This window comes from Palleniella intestinalis (genome assembly GCF_013166595.1).
In the GTDB taxonomy this organism is placed as follows: domain Bacteria; phylum Bacteroidota; class Bacteroidia; order Bacteroidales; family Bacteroidaceae; genus Prevotella; species Prevotella intestinalis.
Genome location: NZ_JABKKG010000002.1, coordinates 224,885 through 239,775 on the forward strand (window position 1 = coordinate 224,885; position 14,891 = coordinate 239,775).

Annotated in this window: 9 protein-coding genes and 1 tRNA gene; 5 read left to right on the top strand and 5 right to left on the bottom strand. The window is 46.5% G+C overall.

From position 1 onward, the window contains the following. Positions 1 to 295 precede the first annotated feature (295 nt). Positions 296 to 368, bottom strand: a tRNA-Met gene (locus HPS57_RS03435). A gap of 250 nt (positions 369 to 618) precedes the next feature. Here HPS57_RS03435 and HPS57_RS03440 point away from each other — a divergent pair. From HPS57_RS03440 to tamL (HPS57_RS03460), 5 genes are all read left to right on the top strand, one after another. Continuing rightward, entirely contained in the window at positions 619 to 1,212 is a 594-nt protein-coding gene (locus HPS57_RS03440; RefSeq protein ID WP_172180162.1) for a TetR/AcrR family transcriptional regulator, read from the top strand. A gap of 61 nt (positions 1,213 to 1,273) precedes the next feature. Then, a complete protein-coding gene (gene fabG, locus HPS57_RS03445; protein WP_135939350.1) occupies positions 1,274 to 2,032 on the top strand; it encodes a 3-oxoacyl-[acyl-carrier-protein] reductase in 759 nt (252 codons plus the stop codon). Continuing rightward, complete coding sequence (locus HPS57_RS03450) at positions 2,032 to 2,742, top strand: RluA family pseudouridine synthase (RefSeq protein WP_135939351.1); 711 nt, start codon at positions 2,032 to 2,034, stop codon at positions 2,740 to 2,742. Before fabG ends, HPS57_RS03450 begins: the two co-directional genes overlap by 1 nt. Before the next feature lie 132 nt (positions 2,743 to 2,874). Then, positions 2,875 to 7,398, top strand: a complete 4,524-nt coding sequence (locus tag HPS57_RS03455; RefSeq protein ID WP_172180164.1) for a translocation/assembly module TamB domain-containing protein — start codon at positions 2,875 to 2,877, stop codon at positions 7,396 to 7,398. Continuing rightward, entirely contained in the window at positions 7,388 to 9,865 is a 2,478-nt protein-coding gene (gene tamL / locus HPS57_RS03460; RefSeq protein WP_172180166.1) for a translocation and assembly module lipoprotein TamL, read from the top strand. The genes HPS57_RS03455 and tamL (HPS57_RS03460) overlap by 11 nt, the downstream gene beginning before the upstream one ends. A 106-nt stretch (positions 9,866 to 9,971) precedes the next feature. Here the strand turns inward: tamL (HPS57_RS03460) and HPS57_RS03465 are convergent, their stop codons facing one another. The 4 genes from HPS57_RS03465 to tamL (HPS57_RS03480) all read right to left on the bottom strand — a co-directional run bounded on the left by HPS57_RS03465 (position 9,972) and on the right by tamL (HPS57_RS03480) (position 14,745). Next, on the bottom strand, positions 9,972 to 10,580 hold the full coding sequence (locus tag HPS57_RS03465; protein WP_172180168.1) for a 4'-phosphopantetheinyl transferase family protein: 609 nt from the start codon (positions 10,578 to 10,580) through the stop codon (positions 9,972 to 9,974). A gap of 24 nt (positions 10,581 to 10,604) precedes the next feature. Beyond that, positions 10,605 to 11,414, bottom strand: a complete 810-nt coding sequence (rsmA, locus tag HPS57_RS03470) for a 16S rRNA (adenine(1518)-N(6)/adenine(1519)-N(6))-dimethyltransferase RsmA (RefSeq protein WP_172180170.1) — start codon at positions 11,412 to 11,414, stop codon at positions 10,605 to 10,607. After that, a complete protein-coding gene (locus HPS57_RS03475) occupies positions 11,414 to 12,523 on the bottom strand; it encodes a 3-dehydroquinate synthase (protein ID WP_172180635.1) in 1,110 nt (369 codons plus the stop codon). The genes rsmA and HPS57_RS03475 overlap by 1 nt, the downstream gene beginning before the upstream one ends. A 68-nt stretch (positions 12,524 to 12,591) precedes the next feature. Continuing rightward, complete coding sequence (tamL, locus tag HPS57_RS03480) at positions 12,592 to 14,745, bottom strand: translocation and assembly module lipoprotein TamL (RefSeq protein WP_172180172.1); 2,154 nt, start codon at positions 14,743 to 14,745, stop codon at positions 12,592 to 12,594. Positions 14,746 to 14,891 lie beyond the last annotated feature (146 nt).

Here is a 14,891-nt window from a genome sequence, read left to right on the forward strand (position 1 = left end):
ATAAAGCAAAATCTCCAACACAAAAAACATGATTGGCAATCTTACTTTTCGCTTTTCTTTATACAGTTTTGTTATGATCAGGTAAATATTTTACAAATATAGCAATTATTTGGAACATTACAAAACAAATCCAAGAAAAAGATTACTATTCACACTTCTTGCCTCGCAGAAATGCCTTTATAAAGCAAAAAAACGATATATTCATGTCCTTGTTTGGGACAAAAACATCACAACCTCAACCTAACCAAACATGTATATACAAAAAAAGCAAACCGAAATGGTTTGCTTTCCTTAGTTGCGGAGGCCCGACTCGAACGAACGACCTCCAGGTTATGAGCCTGGCGAGCTACCAACTGCTCCACTCCGCGATATAGATTCTGAAAACCATCGATAACGTTGATGTTAACATTGTTTTCAAAAGCGAGTGCAAAGGTACACATTTTTTGTGAACTATGCAAATATTTTTCCAATTATTTTCTACAAAAAGTCAAAAAGGCTTATTATGCTGCATATTTTCAGGCAATAATTTGGCTATATGGAATAAAATTTCTACTTTTGCACAGAATTGAGTGATGTGCAATAAATATTAACTTGCAAGCACCTATACCTATTTATTATATGTCAGTATCAAAAACAAGACAGCATTTTGTTAATGTCGCGCGGCAGCTTTTCGCCAAGAATGGTCTTGGGAACACGACCATGAACGACATAGCCCTTGAAGCAGGAAAGGGGCGCAGGACTCTGTACACTTATTTTGAGAGCAAGGAGGAGGTTTACTCCGCCGTCATTGAGTATGAGTTGGAGCGTCTTTCTGAGCAGCTTGACCAAGTTGCGGAAAAAAGGATGCGCCCTCAGGAGAAGATTATAGAGCTGATTTACACCCATCTTCACATGATACGTGAGACAGTTGTCCGCAACGGCAATCTTCGTGCAGAGTTCTTCCGCAACATTTGGATGGTGGAGAAAGTCAGGAAGAATTTTGATGATGACGAGATAGAATTGTTCCGCAAGGTCTATGCAGCCGGAAAGGAAGCCGGAGAGTTTGAAATAGACGATGTCGAACTGACAGCAGCCATAACACATTATTGCATCAAAGGACTTGAGGTTCCATACATTTACGGACGTTTGGGAAAAGGTGTCACAGACATCAGCACCCGTCCGCTTGTGGCAAAATTTGTATATGGAGCATTAGGCAAGAGCAAAGAATTTTAGAATTAAAAGACAAATAGTTCGAAGAACGAAACTAAAAATATTAAAAACACAACAATTTATTATGGGATTATTATCAGGAAAGACAGCCCTCATCACAGGTGCTGCGCGCGGTATCGGCAAAGCCATCGCGCTTAAGTTTGCAGAAGAAGGAGCAAACATCGCATTTACAGACCTCGTACTTAACGACGACATGGCAGCCGGACTTGAAGCCACACGCAAAGAAATCGAGGCTGTTGGTGTAAAGTGCAATGCTTATGCCGGCAATGCTGCTGACTTTGAGGAGACAGAGGCTCTCGTCAAGAAGGTAAAGGAAGAGATGGGCTCAATTGATATTCTTGTCAACAATGCCGGCATCACCAAGGACGGTCTTATGCTCCGCATGACAGAGGCTCAGTGGGATGCTGTCATCAATGTGAACCTGAAGTCCGCGTTCAATTTCATCCATGCCTGCACCCCAATCATGATGCGTCAGAAGGGCGGTTCTATCATCAACATGGCTTCTGTCGTAGGTGTTCACGGTAACGCAGGACAGTGCAACTATGCTGCATCAAAGGCCGGTCTTATAGCCCTTGCAAAGTCTATCGCACAGGAAATGGGTGCAAAGGGTATTCGTGCCAATGCCATTGCTCCGGGCTTCATCGAGACAGCAATGACAGCACAGCTGCCTGACGAGGTTCGCAAGGAATGGGCTAAGAAGATTCCTCTCCGCCGTGCGGGACAGGTTGACGACATCGCAAACACAGCTGTCTATCTTGCTTCCGACCTCTCAAGCTATGTCAGCGGACAGGTTATCCAGGTTGACGGTGGCATGAACATGTAATGCGTGTAGTATACGAAGACAACCACATCATTGTGGTATATAAAGAAAGTGGGGAGATTGTCCAGGGCGATAAGACCGGCGATGTTCCCCTTTCGGATATTGTCAAAGGATATATCAAGGAGAAGTACCAAAAGCCGGGAAATGTTTTTCTCGGCGTGGTACATCGCCTTGACCGTCCTGTTTATGGCCTTGTCCTCTTTGCACGCACGTCAAAAGCCCTTCCGCGCCTTAACAAGATGTTCCAAAACAAAGAAGGCGAGGAAGGAGTAAAAAAGACCTATTGGGCTATTGTGCCTAAAGCGGAGGAAAAGAAAAGCAAGAACGCAGAGGTTTTGCCTGATGGTTTCACGCGGCTTACCCATTGGCTGTCAAGGAACGAAAAGCAAAACAAAAGCTACGCCTATGACAGCGAGAGGCATGACACGAAGAAAGCCATTCTCGAATATAAAATCATCGGCAGTTCCGACAGATACCAGTTGGTGGAGATACGACTGCTTACAGGACGCCACCACCAAATCAGATGCCAACTTGCGAAAATAGGTCTTCCTATAAAAGGAGACTTGAAATATGGCGCACCGCGCTCTAACCCCAACGGCAGCATATCATTGCTAAGCCGCAAAATGGAATTCATACACCCTGTATCGAAAGAGCCTATCTCTATCACCGCTCCTTTGCCTGACGACAAACTATGGAAGGCAGTAGAGCCGTAAAACAGGATTTAGTAATAACATACAATAAAAGCAAATGGGCAAATCTGCATGATAGAAGAATTTTTCGTTTGCCTATATCAAAAACAGCTTTGCCCATTTGCTTGACCAACGTAATAAAACAAGGTATCAGTTTTGAGAAAATCATTCTATTGGCTGATTGGCATTGCAGCATCACCATTCGTTATATTTCTACTACTGACATTGCTGCTTTATTGTCCTCCTGTCCAAAAGTGGGCGGTAGGCATAGCTACTGAGTATGCGTCTGACGCCACCGACATGGAAATATCCATTGAAGATGTACGGTTGCGTTTTCCTTTGGACCTCAAACTCAATGGGGTAAGAGCCCTGCATAGGAATGACTCTCTGCCACAAGTGAAAGACACACTTATTGACGCACAGGGAATACTATGCGACATACAGTTACGTCCATTGTTCGATGGAAAAATAGAGGTTGATGCCCTGCAATTTGACAATGTCACACTCAACACTAATGGATTCATCTCCGACTGCCGCGTGAAGGGCAAAGTCGGAAGAATGCATGTAACCTCCCATGGCATAGACCTTAAGAATGATTCTGTCCTTATAAACAAAGCACGGATGACAGGTGCCGACCTTGACATCTGCCTCTCGGACACAGCGAAAGAGGACACCACAAAATCAGAAACACCTTGGCTTGTAAAAGTAAAATCCCTTGACATTGCCAAATCAAAGGTAAAAGTGCATCTTCCCGGTGACACACTGAACATCACTGCCGGAATAGGTGCCTTCAACATCAAAGACGGAGCATTCGACCTGAAGAATTCCGAATACAAACTTGCTTCTGCCACACTTGCTGACAGCAAATTACAGTATGACAACAGATTTGAGACAAAGGTTAAAGGACTTGACTACAATCATATTGACATAAGCAAACTTAACATAAGCATTGCTAATCTGTTATTCAAACAAAACGAAAAAGACTATAACCTTGCACTGCTTGTAAGAGACAGCCACCTTTATGAGAAATCAGGACTGACAATCAAGTCGTTAAAAGGGAAAATCAGCCTTGACACAACCGCTGTCCACATCAACGATTTGGCACTCACGACTCCCTACTCTACAATAACAGGAAACACCGACTTTGATTTTACAACCTTCAACACATCAAACCCAGGAAAGACAAGTGCATGCCTTGACGCATCACTCGGAAAGGAAGATGTGATGATATTTGCTGCAGCATATCTTCCTAAAGACATCAAGCGCCTGTGGCCGACAAAACCGGCAACTGTCAAAGGTTGCATCGATGGTAATATGAAGCGCATGGAGATTAATGACATTGTCGTCAATATTCCGACATTGATGTCCGGAACATTGACGGGCACTCTCCGCAACCTTGATAATACAGACAAACTTTCCGCCAAAGCCAGTCTGAAAGTCCAAGCACCAGGCAACAATGGCAGCATTGCCGGCACTGTCGCTTACGACATGCGCAGCGAGGCATATAGTGCAAACCTTGACATCCGCAGACTCAACCTTAACAAATACCTGCCAAAGCACGGGCTTGGCAGGATGTCAGGCACAGTACGCATCAACGGAAACGGTACAGACATATATTCCAAAAGAACCAAAATCAATGCCATGGCTAAGATTCATGGCTTCCGCTATGGGCAATACGACCTGGGCGGAGCCTCTGCGTCCATGTCCTTAAAGAATGGCATAGCACATGCTGAGATACACACACCATCTGAAATACTCAACACAGACCTTGTCCTTGACGCACAAATGATTAAGAAGGGCGTAAAGGGCAATATCGCCGGCGAGGTGAAGAACATAGACATGTATGCCTTACGCCTTGTTGACACTCCATTGTCAACATCGATGAAGGCTTCCCTTGCTCTCTCAAGTGACATGAAGGACAACCATGCCATCAACGGAACTATATACAATTTCACACTGAAAGACTCTGCCAAGGTACACTATGCCTACAACATAAACCTCGACGCATTTACCCGACGTGACACAACACATACCCATTTTGACTGCGGGGACCTTATATTCAAGACTGATTTCAGCCTTGGATACAAGAAACTCATGAATCTCGGCAATGCCCTTGCCAACGAAGTGAAATCACAAATCAGCAACCGTGTCATTGACGAAATAGCATTACGCAGCAAACTCCCAAAAGGCAGACTATATGCAAGAGCAGACAAAGACAATCCTATCGCACGCATGCTCAATGGGCTTGGCTATTCTTTCGCCTCTGTTTACGCAGACATGGATATGTGCCCTATAAAAGGCATAAACGGAGAAATGCAGCTTGACACACTTATCGTTGGTGGCATGCAACTTGACGACATACACCTTGAACTGCAGTCCGAGCAAGACAAAATGGACTACAAGCTCATTGTACAAAACGGCAAAGACAATCCACAATATTCATTCAAGGCTGACACTCATGGTGCCTTGCGTCCGAACAGCCTGACACTGTCAATGGCTCTTGACGACAAAGCCAGCAGAAGAGGACTTGACATAGGGCTCTCTGCAATGATGACAGAAGATGGCATCAAAGTTGCCATTGACAGTGACGAGCCAATACTTGGATACAGAAAGTTCAAAGTCAACAAGGACAACTACATAGCTTTCAGAAATGACATGCGTGTATCTGCAAAGGTACAGTTGCATGACAACGCAAACACAGGTATACAGATTTATACAGACGATGAGAATACGACGGCACTGCAAGACGTTACCATGTCTGTGACCAATCTCAACCTTGCTGACATCATCTCCGTCATACCATACATGCCGGACATCAAAGGCACTGCCAACGGTGACTACCATATCATCCTTAACAAGGAGGACATGTCTATATCTGCAAATATGGACATCCGCCAATTCACCTATGAAGGTTACAACCTCGGCAACCTGTCTACGGAACTGGTGTATATGCCTTTGAGCGATGGTTCACACCATATAGACGGCGTGCTCTACAAAGACAACAATGAAGTGGCTTCCGTACAAGGTGCCTACCATTTCATCAATGGCGGCGACCGCATTGATGCAGAAATAGACATGAAAGAAATGCCACTGAACCTTGTCAACGGTTTTATTCCTGACCAAATTATTGGTCTGGAAGGCTCTGCCGTGGGCCACCTTACAATCAAGGGAGAACTGGACAGACCGGACATTAACGGCACTGCCGACTTGTCACGTGCACAGCTTGTTTCCGTGCCTTACGGAGTGAAACTCAGGATGGACAGCAAACCTGTAGCCATATCCAACTCAAGCATCAAGTTCAACGACTTCAAATTCTTTGACTCCAACAACCAAGCTCTTACCGTCAACGGCACTTACAATTTTGCCGACTTGAGCCACATGCGTGCTGACATGCGTATCTCGGCAAACAACATCCTTGTCGTTGATGCCAAAGAAACACGCAAATCACTTGCCTATGGAAAAGCATACATCAATTTCCTTTGCACCGTAAAAGGCGAAGTCGATGCTCTCAAAGTGCGTGGCGGACTTGAAGTATTGCCTACAACAGACCTCTATTATATCCTGAACGACTCCCCTATCACCACGGACAACAGACTCAAGGAACTTGTGGACTTTGTGGATTTCTCAGAGAAACAGACTCCGGTGTCCTCTCCACCAACAGTTGATGGTATCTCCATCGACCTCAATGTGAACATATTGGACGGTTCACACATCACTTGCTGGCTTAACCCTAACCACAGCAACTACCTTGACATTATCGGCAACGGCAACTTGCGTTTCCTCTATCAGCAGGATGATATGTCCATGACAGGAAGATACACCATCTCTCAAGGAGAAATGAAATATTCCTTGCCGGTCATACCTCTGAAGACCTTCACCATCTCACAAGACTCCTACATCGAGTTTACCGGTGACATAATGAACCCGAAACTCTCAATCACAGCCATAGAGAATGTACGTGCCAACGTCAGCGCTGCCGAATCAAACAAGACAGTAAACTTCCAGTGTGGAGTTGTACTGTCAAAGACATTGAACGACATGGGACTGCAATTCATCATCTCCGCACCTGAAGACCAGTCGGTGACAGACCAACTCAACATGATGTCCATGGAGGAAAGAGGCAAGATTGCTGTAACAATGCTCACTACAGGAATGTTCCTGACAGGAAACAGCACCTCCAATTTCTCAATGAACTCCGCACTGAGCAACTTCCTGCAGTCACAAATCAACAGCATCGCAGGCAGTGCCATGCGCACACTGGACCTCAGTGTGGGACTTGAGAACACAATTCAAGAGGATGGAACTATGCGTACTGACTATGCTTTCAAGTTTGCGAAACGTTTCTGGAACAACCGTCTCTCAGTCTCATTAGGAGGAAAAATCGCAACAGGCCATGAAGCTGACGGAAAGACAGCCTCCATTTTTGACAATGTGGAAGTGCAGTATCGTCTGCATGAAACCTCTAACCAATATCTGCGCTTGTTCTACAAACATGATGTCTACGACCACTTGGAAGGATATGTTGACCAGTTTGGAGCCGGTTACATGTACAAACGCAAATTCAGCAACCTGTACGAACTCTTCCACCCGTCATCATCCAAAATGCCGGACAACCAAACAAATAGCGGTGTAAAAACAGACTCTATAACAACAAGAAAGGATTCTATCAATGCAAAATAAACAATCATTGACACGCACCATACAGTTTCTGCTTCTGACTCTCTCCATTACAGGATGCTCCACAACATCTTCACTTGAACCGGGTGAGCAACTGTACACAGGAATGAAGCCAACAGAATACATAAAAGACAATACCACCCCTTCATTGACATCCGTCTCACAGAAAGACCATTTCATTGACACAAAGGAAGAAGTGGAAGCAGTGCTCGCATGCGCCCCTAACGGTGCACTGTTCGGCTCTTCCTACTACCGCACACCATTCCCTTGGGGACTGTGGATTTGGAATGCTTTCTCACAAAAGAAAGGGGCTATCCCAAAATGGCTGACCTCCAGTTTCGGAAAAGCACCTGTGCTAATCAGCGATGTCAAACCGGAACTGCGCATGTCAGTGGCAAAGACCGTACTTGAAAACAACGGCTATTTCCGTGGTAACATCCAATATAAGATTCATGAGGGCAAACCTACAACCACACGCCGTGACAGTGTCCTGCGCCCACATAAAGCGAAGGTCAGCTACACTGTTGACATGGGACCGGTATTCACCATTGACAGTATTGCTTACAAAGGCTATACCGAGGAAGAAATGGCACTGTTCAATGACAGCACTACATTCCTTCACAAAGGCGACCCGTTCTCTGTCAATGCACTTGACAATGAACGCGCACGGCTCTACAACATCTTCCGCGACAATGGCTACTATTTCTACAAACCGCAATATGCAAAGTATGCTGCCGACACCATCAAGGTTCCCGGTCATGTGCAGCTTGTAATGCACAAAATAGACTCTCTGCCTATAGAAGCAAACAAGAAATGGTACATCGGAAAGACAAATTTCCATATACGCCGCAATTTTGCAGAACAACTTACAGATTCTATCACACACCGCACCCTAACAATACACTATGCCGGAAAAAAGCCAGCCGTAAGACCAAGAATTGTGCTTAAGGACATTCTGCTGAAACGGCGCCGCCTTTTCTCACAGGCAAACTATGAAGAATCTATGTCGAGATTGTCACAAAAAGGAATTTTCTCTTACGTGAACATCAATTTCACACCAAGGAACATGCCGACAACTGACAGTCTTATGACAACAACCGACTCGGCAAAGACTGATTCATGCTTTCTTGACATGACTGTCGACTGCATCCTTGACAAACCGTATGATATTTCCATGCAGGCCAACTACACCCAGAAGTCCAACGGACGCCTTGGTCCCGGAGCCGGCGTGAGCTTCTCTATGCGCAATGCTTTCCGAGGAGGAGAACTGCTGTCATTCAATGTTTCAGGAAACTATGAGTTCAATGTCGGGAAAAACAATGCCGGTAAGAAAGGAAGCTATAACATCATCACCGACATGACACTCGAACTGCCTCGCCTCCTTCTTCCCAACTGCATGCGTCCGGACATCAACCGTGCCCGGAGAATGAGAGCAGCAAACCGTACCACACCGCTGTCACTCATGCATACATCAGCAAACACAATCCTGCGCATCGCACGCGAGACAATCAACAGGACAGGTTCCTACCGGAGACATGTGCTGTCAGGTGAGCTTACTTATAACTACAAGCCAAACGAGGTGTCACGCCACTCGTTCACACCACTGAGTATCGACTACTCCTATGTAGCCGAAAGTACAGAAGAGTTCTGGGACAAAATGGAGAACTCCGTTGTCGCCCTTATTGCACTGGAAGACAACTTCCTGCCGAAAATGCGTTACTCCTATACCTACACCTCACCTTCCACAAAACGCCATCCAATCTATTTCTCCGGAACAGTGACGGAATGTGGAAATGTTGCTAACGGAATCCTGTCACTCGGGAAACACCACTCATGGAGCGAGGAAGGAAAGACAATGTTCAATGCGCCTGTGGGACAATTCATGAAACTTGACCTTGAGTGGCGCAAACTATGGCGCGTAAGCACAAATGCAAGCCTCATCGCACATGCTGCAGGAGGTTGGATGATTACTTATGGCAATACAAGCTATGCGCCATTCTCAGAACAATACTATGTCGGTGGTGCCAATGACTTGCGCGGCTTCTCAACACGCAGTGTCGGACCGGGCTCTTTCCGCTATAACGACCCAGACAATATCGGTATTGACAACAAAGAGATGAACTACCTGCTGGCAAACGGTGACATGAAACTGAAATTCTCTCTTGAATACCGCCCACGGCTCTTCGGCTCACTTTATGGTGCCGCATTCATTGACGCCGGTAATGTATGGTGTCTTGACAAAAGCCGCAGGGACACAGAAGGAATGGGGTTCAAATTCAAGAACCTCCCTAAAGACCTTGCCGTAGATGCAGGTGTAGGCATACGCTATGACCTTGACTTCTTCATCATACGCCTTGACTGGGCATTCATTGTCCATGCCCCATACGACACCGGCAAAAGCGGATATTTCAATACTCCGAGATTCAGCAAGGCGCAATGTCTTAACTTTGCCATCGGCTACCCATTCTGACCTATACTGCTGTGTAGTTGCAGGAAACACTTACATACAATGACATATACATACAGAAAGAGCAGAATCGGAGTTGTCTCGATTCTGCTCTTTCTGTATATTCTGTTTATTCTGCACAAGACAAAAAACGCGCCTCAGTACATACATATCTGCCATTCTTGTCCACAACAGTGTCAAACAGTACTTTCCCGTCATAGTCAGCAAGGACATTGCGGATATGTTCTGCTGAGCCAATGCCTATCCCGAGGAGCTTGATGAGTGCTTCCTTCTTTGTCCAAAGGACGGTGAACAGCAGGTCGGTCTCAGAAGAAGGACGTGGCACGGATGTGTCCGGAGAGGAATAATGGATATGATGAAACTCATCGTCCGACAGGGTGCGCTCCGCCAGAAAACGCTTGTAACGCCCTACCCTTTCAATGTCTACTCCGACCGGGGCATCATAGACAGCACACGCCACAGCACTATTGCAGTGGGAAAGATTGAAATGCAGTTCCGGATGTCCCTTTATCGACGGCTTCCCATGTTCTCCGATGATAAATTCCAAGTCACATATGCCTGTCATCTCCTGCAGCAGACGGAATGCCATTACCGATTCCCTGCGCCCTGTCAGATGCTTGTAGCGCAAGGCTTCCTGTCGCCACTGTGGCAACAGTGACATCTCGGCAAGAAGAGTTTCCTCGCTTATAGTCTCTATGTTGTCGTTTATTCTCAGCAATGCCTTTGTTTCGCTTTTGCAGGATTAATGTTTCGCAATGGCTTCAAGCTCTGCCTCAACAAGATTTGTCAGTTCGACAAACTGCTGTACAGTCAGTTGCTCAGGGCGTTTTGTCATTATCTCATTGGTAAAGAACTCCTGCCGTGCCTGCAATTCTCCATTGAAAATCTGCTTCAGGGAGACGCGCAGCATCTTCCGGCGCTGATTGAATACCGTCTTCACGACACGCTTAAAGAGCACTTCATCACAGCCAAGGTCGGTAACTCCGTTTCTTGTCATGCGTATGACTGCCGACTTGACCTTTGGCGGTGGGTTGAAAACCGTCTCATCGACAGTGAACAGATACTCCGTGTCATACCATGCCTGAATGAGAACGGAAAGGATGCCATAGGCTTTTGTGCCCGGTTCAGACGCTATACGTAAGGCAACCTCACGCTGTATCATGCCTGTACAGCAAGGTATAAGTTCCTTGTTGTCAAGCATCTTGAAGAATATCTGCGAGGATATGTCATAAGGATAATTGCCTGTCAGCACGAACTGTCCTCCTCCGAACACCTCTTGAAGGTCCATACGAAGGAAGTCGCCGCTGATAATCTGCGGCTGAAAATCGGGCCAACGCTCATTAAGATACGCCACGCTCTCCTTGTCTATCTCCACGACCTTGAAAGGACGCGGCTTCTCTTTCAGGTATTGGGTCATCACTCCCATACCCGGACCTATCTCAAGGACAGGTAAATCGGGACACGCATCAACGGTATCCGCTATGCGGCGCGCTATGCCGAGGTCTGTCAGGAAGTGCTGACCGAGTTGTTTTTTCGCTCTAACTTGCTTCATCAGTTTTCTCTGTAAAAGTCAAATGCCTCAAAGATTTCCTCCTTGGTGGCTGTCTGGTTGATTTCTATTCCTCCTATGTCGGAGAGGAGTGTAAAGTTGATTGTCCCAGCGGTGTTCTTCTTGTCGTGGGTCATAAGTTCAAACAAGGTGTCGTAATCATCACAGGAAATCATCATTTTGCCATAATAGTCATTGATGAACCGTACTGTGCTGCGCATGATGTCCTGTGGAAAACCGGTTTTGACACATGACAACCACAGTTCACAGACCATACCGTAAGCAACTGCATAGCCATGAGGGACAGGGCTGACACTGCCGTTTTGCTTGCCGTCAAGGCGTTTTCCGCAATCCATACCGAAACTTTCAAAAGCATGCCCCACTGTATGTCCGAAATTAAGTGCCTTACGCAGACCGTGCTCCAATGGATCAATCTCCACGATATGTTCCTTCACCTGCACCGATTCCGCTACCATGCGCTGAAGCTGCTGAAGGTCAGGAGCCGCAAGGTCAAAGTCCATAAGCTCTGCCCACATACGCTTCCGTGACTCCGAAGCGTCATCGCCGGAGGTGCATATCAGCCCATGTTTCAGCATCTCTGCATAGCCCGAACGCATCTCAACGTTGCTGAGCGTGTCAAGGAACTGCGTGTCAAGAACAACAACATCGGCAGTGTTGAACACTCCAATCTCATTCTTCAACCCTCCGAAGTTTATGCCTGTCTTGCCTCCTACCGATGCATCGACAAGCGAAAGGAGTGTTGTCGGGATGTTCACGAAATGGATTCCGCGCTTGAAAGTCGAAGCGGCAAAGCCACCAAGGTCAGTCACCATTCCGCCACCGATATTAATCATCATGGAATGGCGTGTCGCCCCACCCTTCTGCAACGCTTCCCAAACTCCGGCGATAGCATCCAGATTTTTGTTGGAATCGCCCGCCTTTATCACAATAAGACCGGCATCTTTCAGGCATTCGAAAGCCTTTACTTTCGGAAGGCACACCTCTGCCGTGGTCGCATCACACAGCAGAAACAGGCGGTCAGGACAAACTGCCTTGATGACATCGTCAAGATGCTGTTCCAAAGATGTCGAAATTATAACCTTTTGTTTCATCATTCACTTGTTTCCTAATAACGTTTATTGCTGTCATTGTTCTACACACGGCATGGACAACGCACATCTCAGAACGGATAACCGACACCGAAATGGAATGCAAAATCGCGCGACAAATCCGGATAGAGGATTGGATAATGCTCACTCCGCTTTGTATATACCGGGTTGACAGCTTTCATTCCGCAGTCAAAACGCAGGATGAAATAGCCGAAATTCAGACGCACACCGAATCCGTAAGCGACAGCGAGCTGCTTGTAGAACTCATTGAACTTGAACTGTCCTCCCGGTTGGTTCTCATACTCACGTATTGTCCAGATGTTGCCAACATCGATAAACGCCGCGCCATACAGTTTCCAGAACAAGAAGGTACGGTACTCCATGTTCAAATCAAGCTTTATGTCACCTGTCTGGTTTATGAAGTCTATGCGCCCGTCACTGCCTCCGTATTTGCCTGGACCGAGACCACGGACAGCCCATCCTCTAACGGAATTGGCTCCACCGGAGAAATATCGTTTCTCGAACGGCAGTATCTTGGAGTTGCCGTATGGGTATGCAATGCCCAATCTGCCATGGAACACAAGTTCGGAACCGGGAGAAAGCTTCATTATATGTGTCGCATCAAAGTCTCCCTTGACATATTGCGCATACGCGATATTGAACAGGGTATATTGCCCGTCATTATTTTTGCCGAAATTCAAAGCACTCGCAAAACCGTTGAGAATGTTTCCCGCCGTCTCAACATTGAGTTTTAACGCGTTTGTTCCGTTATTGTATGACAGTCCGAAGCCTATCTTCATTATGAACAGATCCTCGTAATTATAGCGCAAGATTGCATTACGGTTGTCGTCGGAGTCCAGATAATCCTCCTTGAAAGTCTCTGAAATCCATGGCATATAGACATAGTTCAGGTCTATCATGTCCAGCTTGTAACTGGTATGGTGGTTAGGTTCCGACCATTTGTAGCCCCATGATGTGGAGAACACACGGCGGTGGAACTCAGGGCGGTTCTGCAGGTTATACGCCACACTCAGTTCACTTGTGGACTGTATGTTGCGCTTGAACGAATTGGAGATGAAAGGTGCTATGAACCTTGGAAACTGCACTTTGGATTCCAGTCCGTACTCCACATAGTTCTTGTCATTATAGCCTTCCAGCTGTGTTATTGCCTCATAAGCACCACGAAGCTGCAGGGAGAAGGTCTCCGACCCATGGAAAAGATTCCTGTTAGAATATGTCAGGGACACCGCCGCGCCAAGGTCACCGGCTGTGTTCGTGCCTTCCGGCTGCACCGAGATGGAGTTTGGCTTGCGTGAAGAAAGCTGTATGTCGCAGTCAAGTCCATACTTCACTGGCGCGGACACGTCCGCATCCATCTGCACAATGTCATCTTCCGCAACCTGATTCTCGTCTTCAGCGATTGAATCAGGAAGTGTTTTCAAAGTGTCGTTTACCTCATTAAACCGGATGTTTGTGTAGCGCAGAGCCTGCAAGCGTGAGAAACGCCGGTAAGTTCCTTGCAATGCCGACGCACTGAATGGTTCGCCCTCACGCAATTCCGTACTGATGTCCAGCACACTGTTACGCAAAACGACCTTCTCATCCCCACCACCGGGAAGATAGTTTATCTTGCGTACCGTGTAGCATGGATGCGGTTCTTCCTTCGCATTGTTATTGGCACGGTAAGGAAGGAGAAGCAACGTCAGGTCAACGGTATTCTTTCCTTTGACCGTGTCTGCCTCAAAGCGTATGAATTCCTTATTGAACTTATAATATCCGCGGTCTTGCAGAAACCCGGAAATCAAGGAACGCTCAGCGTTAAGGTCTGCCACACTGAATTGTTTGCCTTGTCTGATTATCCTGTCTTTCACCGGAAGCTCATGCAGCAGTGTGTCTATGCGCGCATCACGGATATCATATTTTATGTCACCCACAATATACGGCTCATTCGGATGAAGGAAATAAATCACCTCACACTTAGGGTTCCTCTTGCCGGCAGTCTTCGGACGCACCACGACAGATGATCTGACATCGGCATGAAGATAACCCTGATTGGCAAGAGCCGTGACAAGATCCTCGCATGTCAGACGTGTCTTCACAGAGTCATAGGCATGATGCAAGCGCTTTCCGTTCTCCAATCCCGGAAGCTGGCGCACATAGTTACGCATCATCTGCGTGTCTATATTGGGATTATCAGTAACAACACGAACTTTCTTTATCTCCATCTCTCCCTCTGCAAAGCGTTCTTTCGTGGAACAACTTATAAGAAAAACGGAAATAAAGAAAGCCTGCGAAAGTTTGTATATATGTGTCTTTGTCACTTAATTATCGGCACGGGGAAAGTTCGTTCACACAGCCTGCCCCGTTCAAC

What these genes read in the sequence shown, in the direction of transcription:
- fabG (WP_135939350.1), top strand. Translation starts at nt 1,274, where the DNA reads ATGGGATTATTATCAGGAAAGACAGCCCTCATCACAGGTGCTGCGCGC.
- tamL (WP_172180166.1), top strand. Translation starts at nt 7,388, where the DNA reads ATGCAAAATAAACAATCATTGACACGCACCATACAGTTTCTGCTTCTG.
- HPS57_RS03475 (WP_172180635.1), bottom strand. Translation starts at nt 12,523, where the DNA reads ATGAAACAAAAGGTTATAATTTCGACATCTTTGGAACAGCATCTTGAC.
- HPS57_RS03450 (WP_135939351.1), top strand. Translation starts at nt 2,032, where the DNA reads ATGCGTGTAGTATACGAAGACAACCACATCATTGTGGTATATAAAGAA.
- HPS57_RS03440 (WP_172180162.1), top strand. Translation starts at nt 619, where the DNA reads ATGTCAGTATCAAAAACAAGACAGCATTTTGTTAATGTCGCGCGGCAG.
- tamL (WP_172180172.1), bottom strand. Translation starts at nt 14,745, where the DNA reads ATGGAGATAAAGAAAGTTCGTGTTGTTACTGATAATCCCAATATAGAC.
- rsmA (WP_172180170.1), bottom strand. Translation starts at nt 11,414, where the DNA reads ATGAAGCAAGTTAGAGCGAAAAAACAACTCGGTCAGCACTTCCTGACA.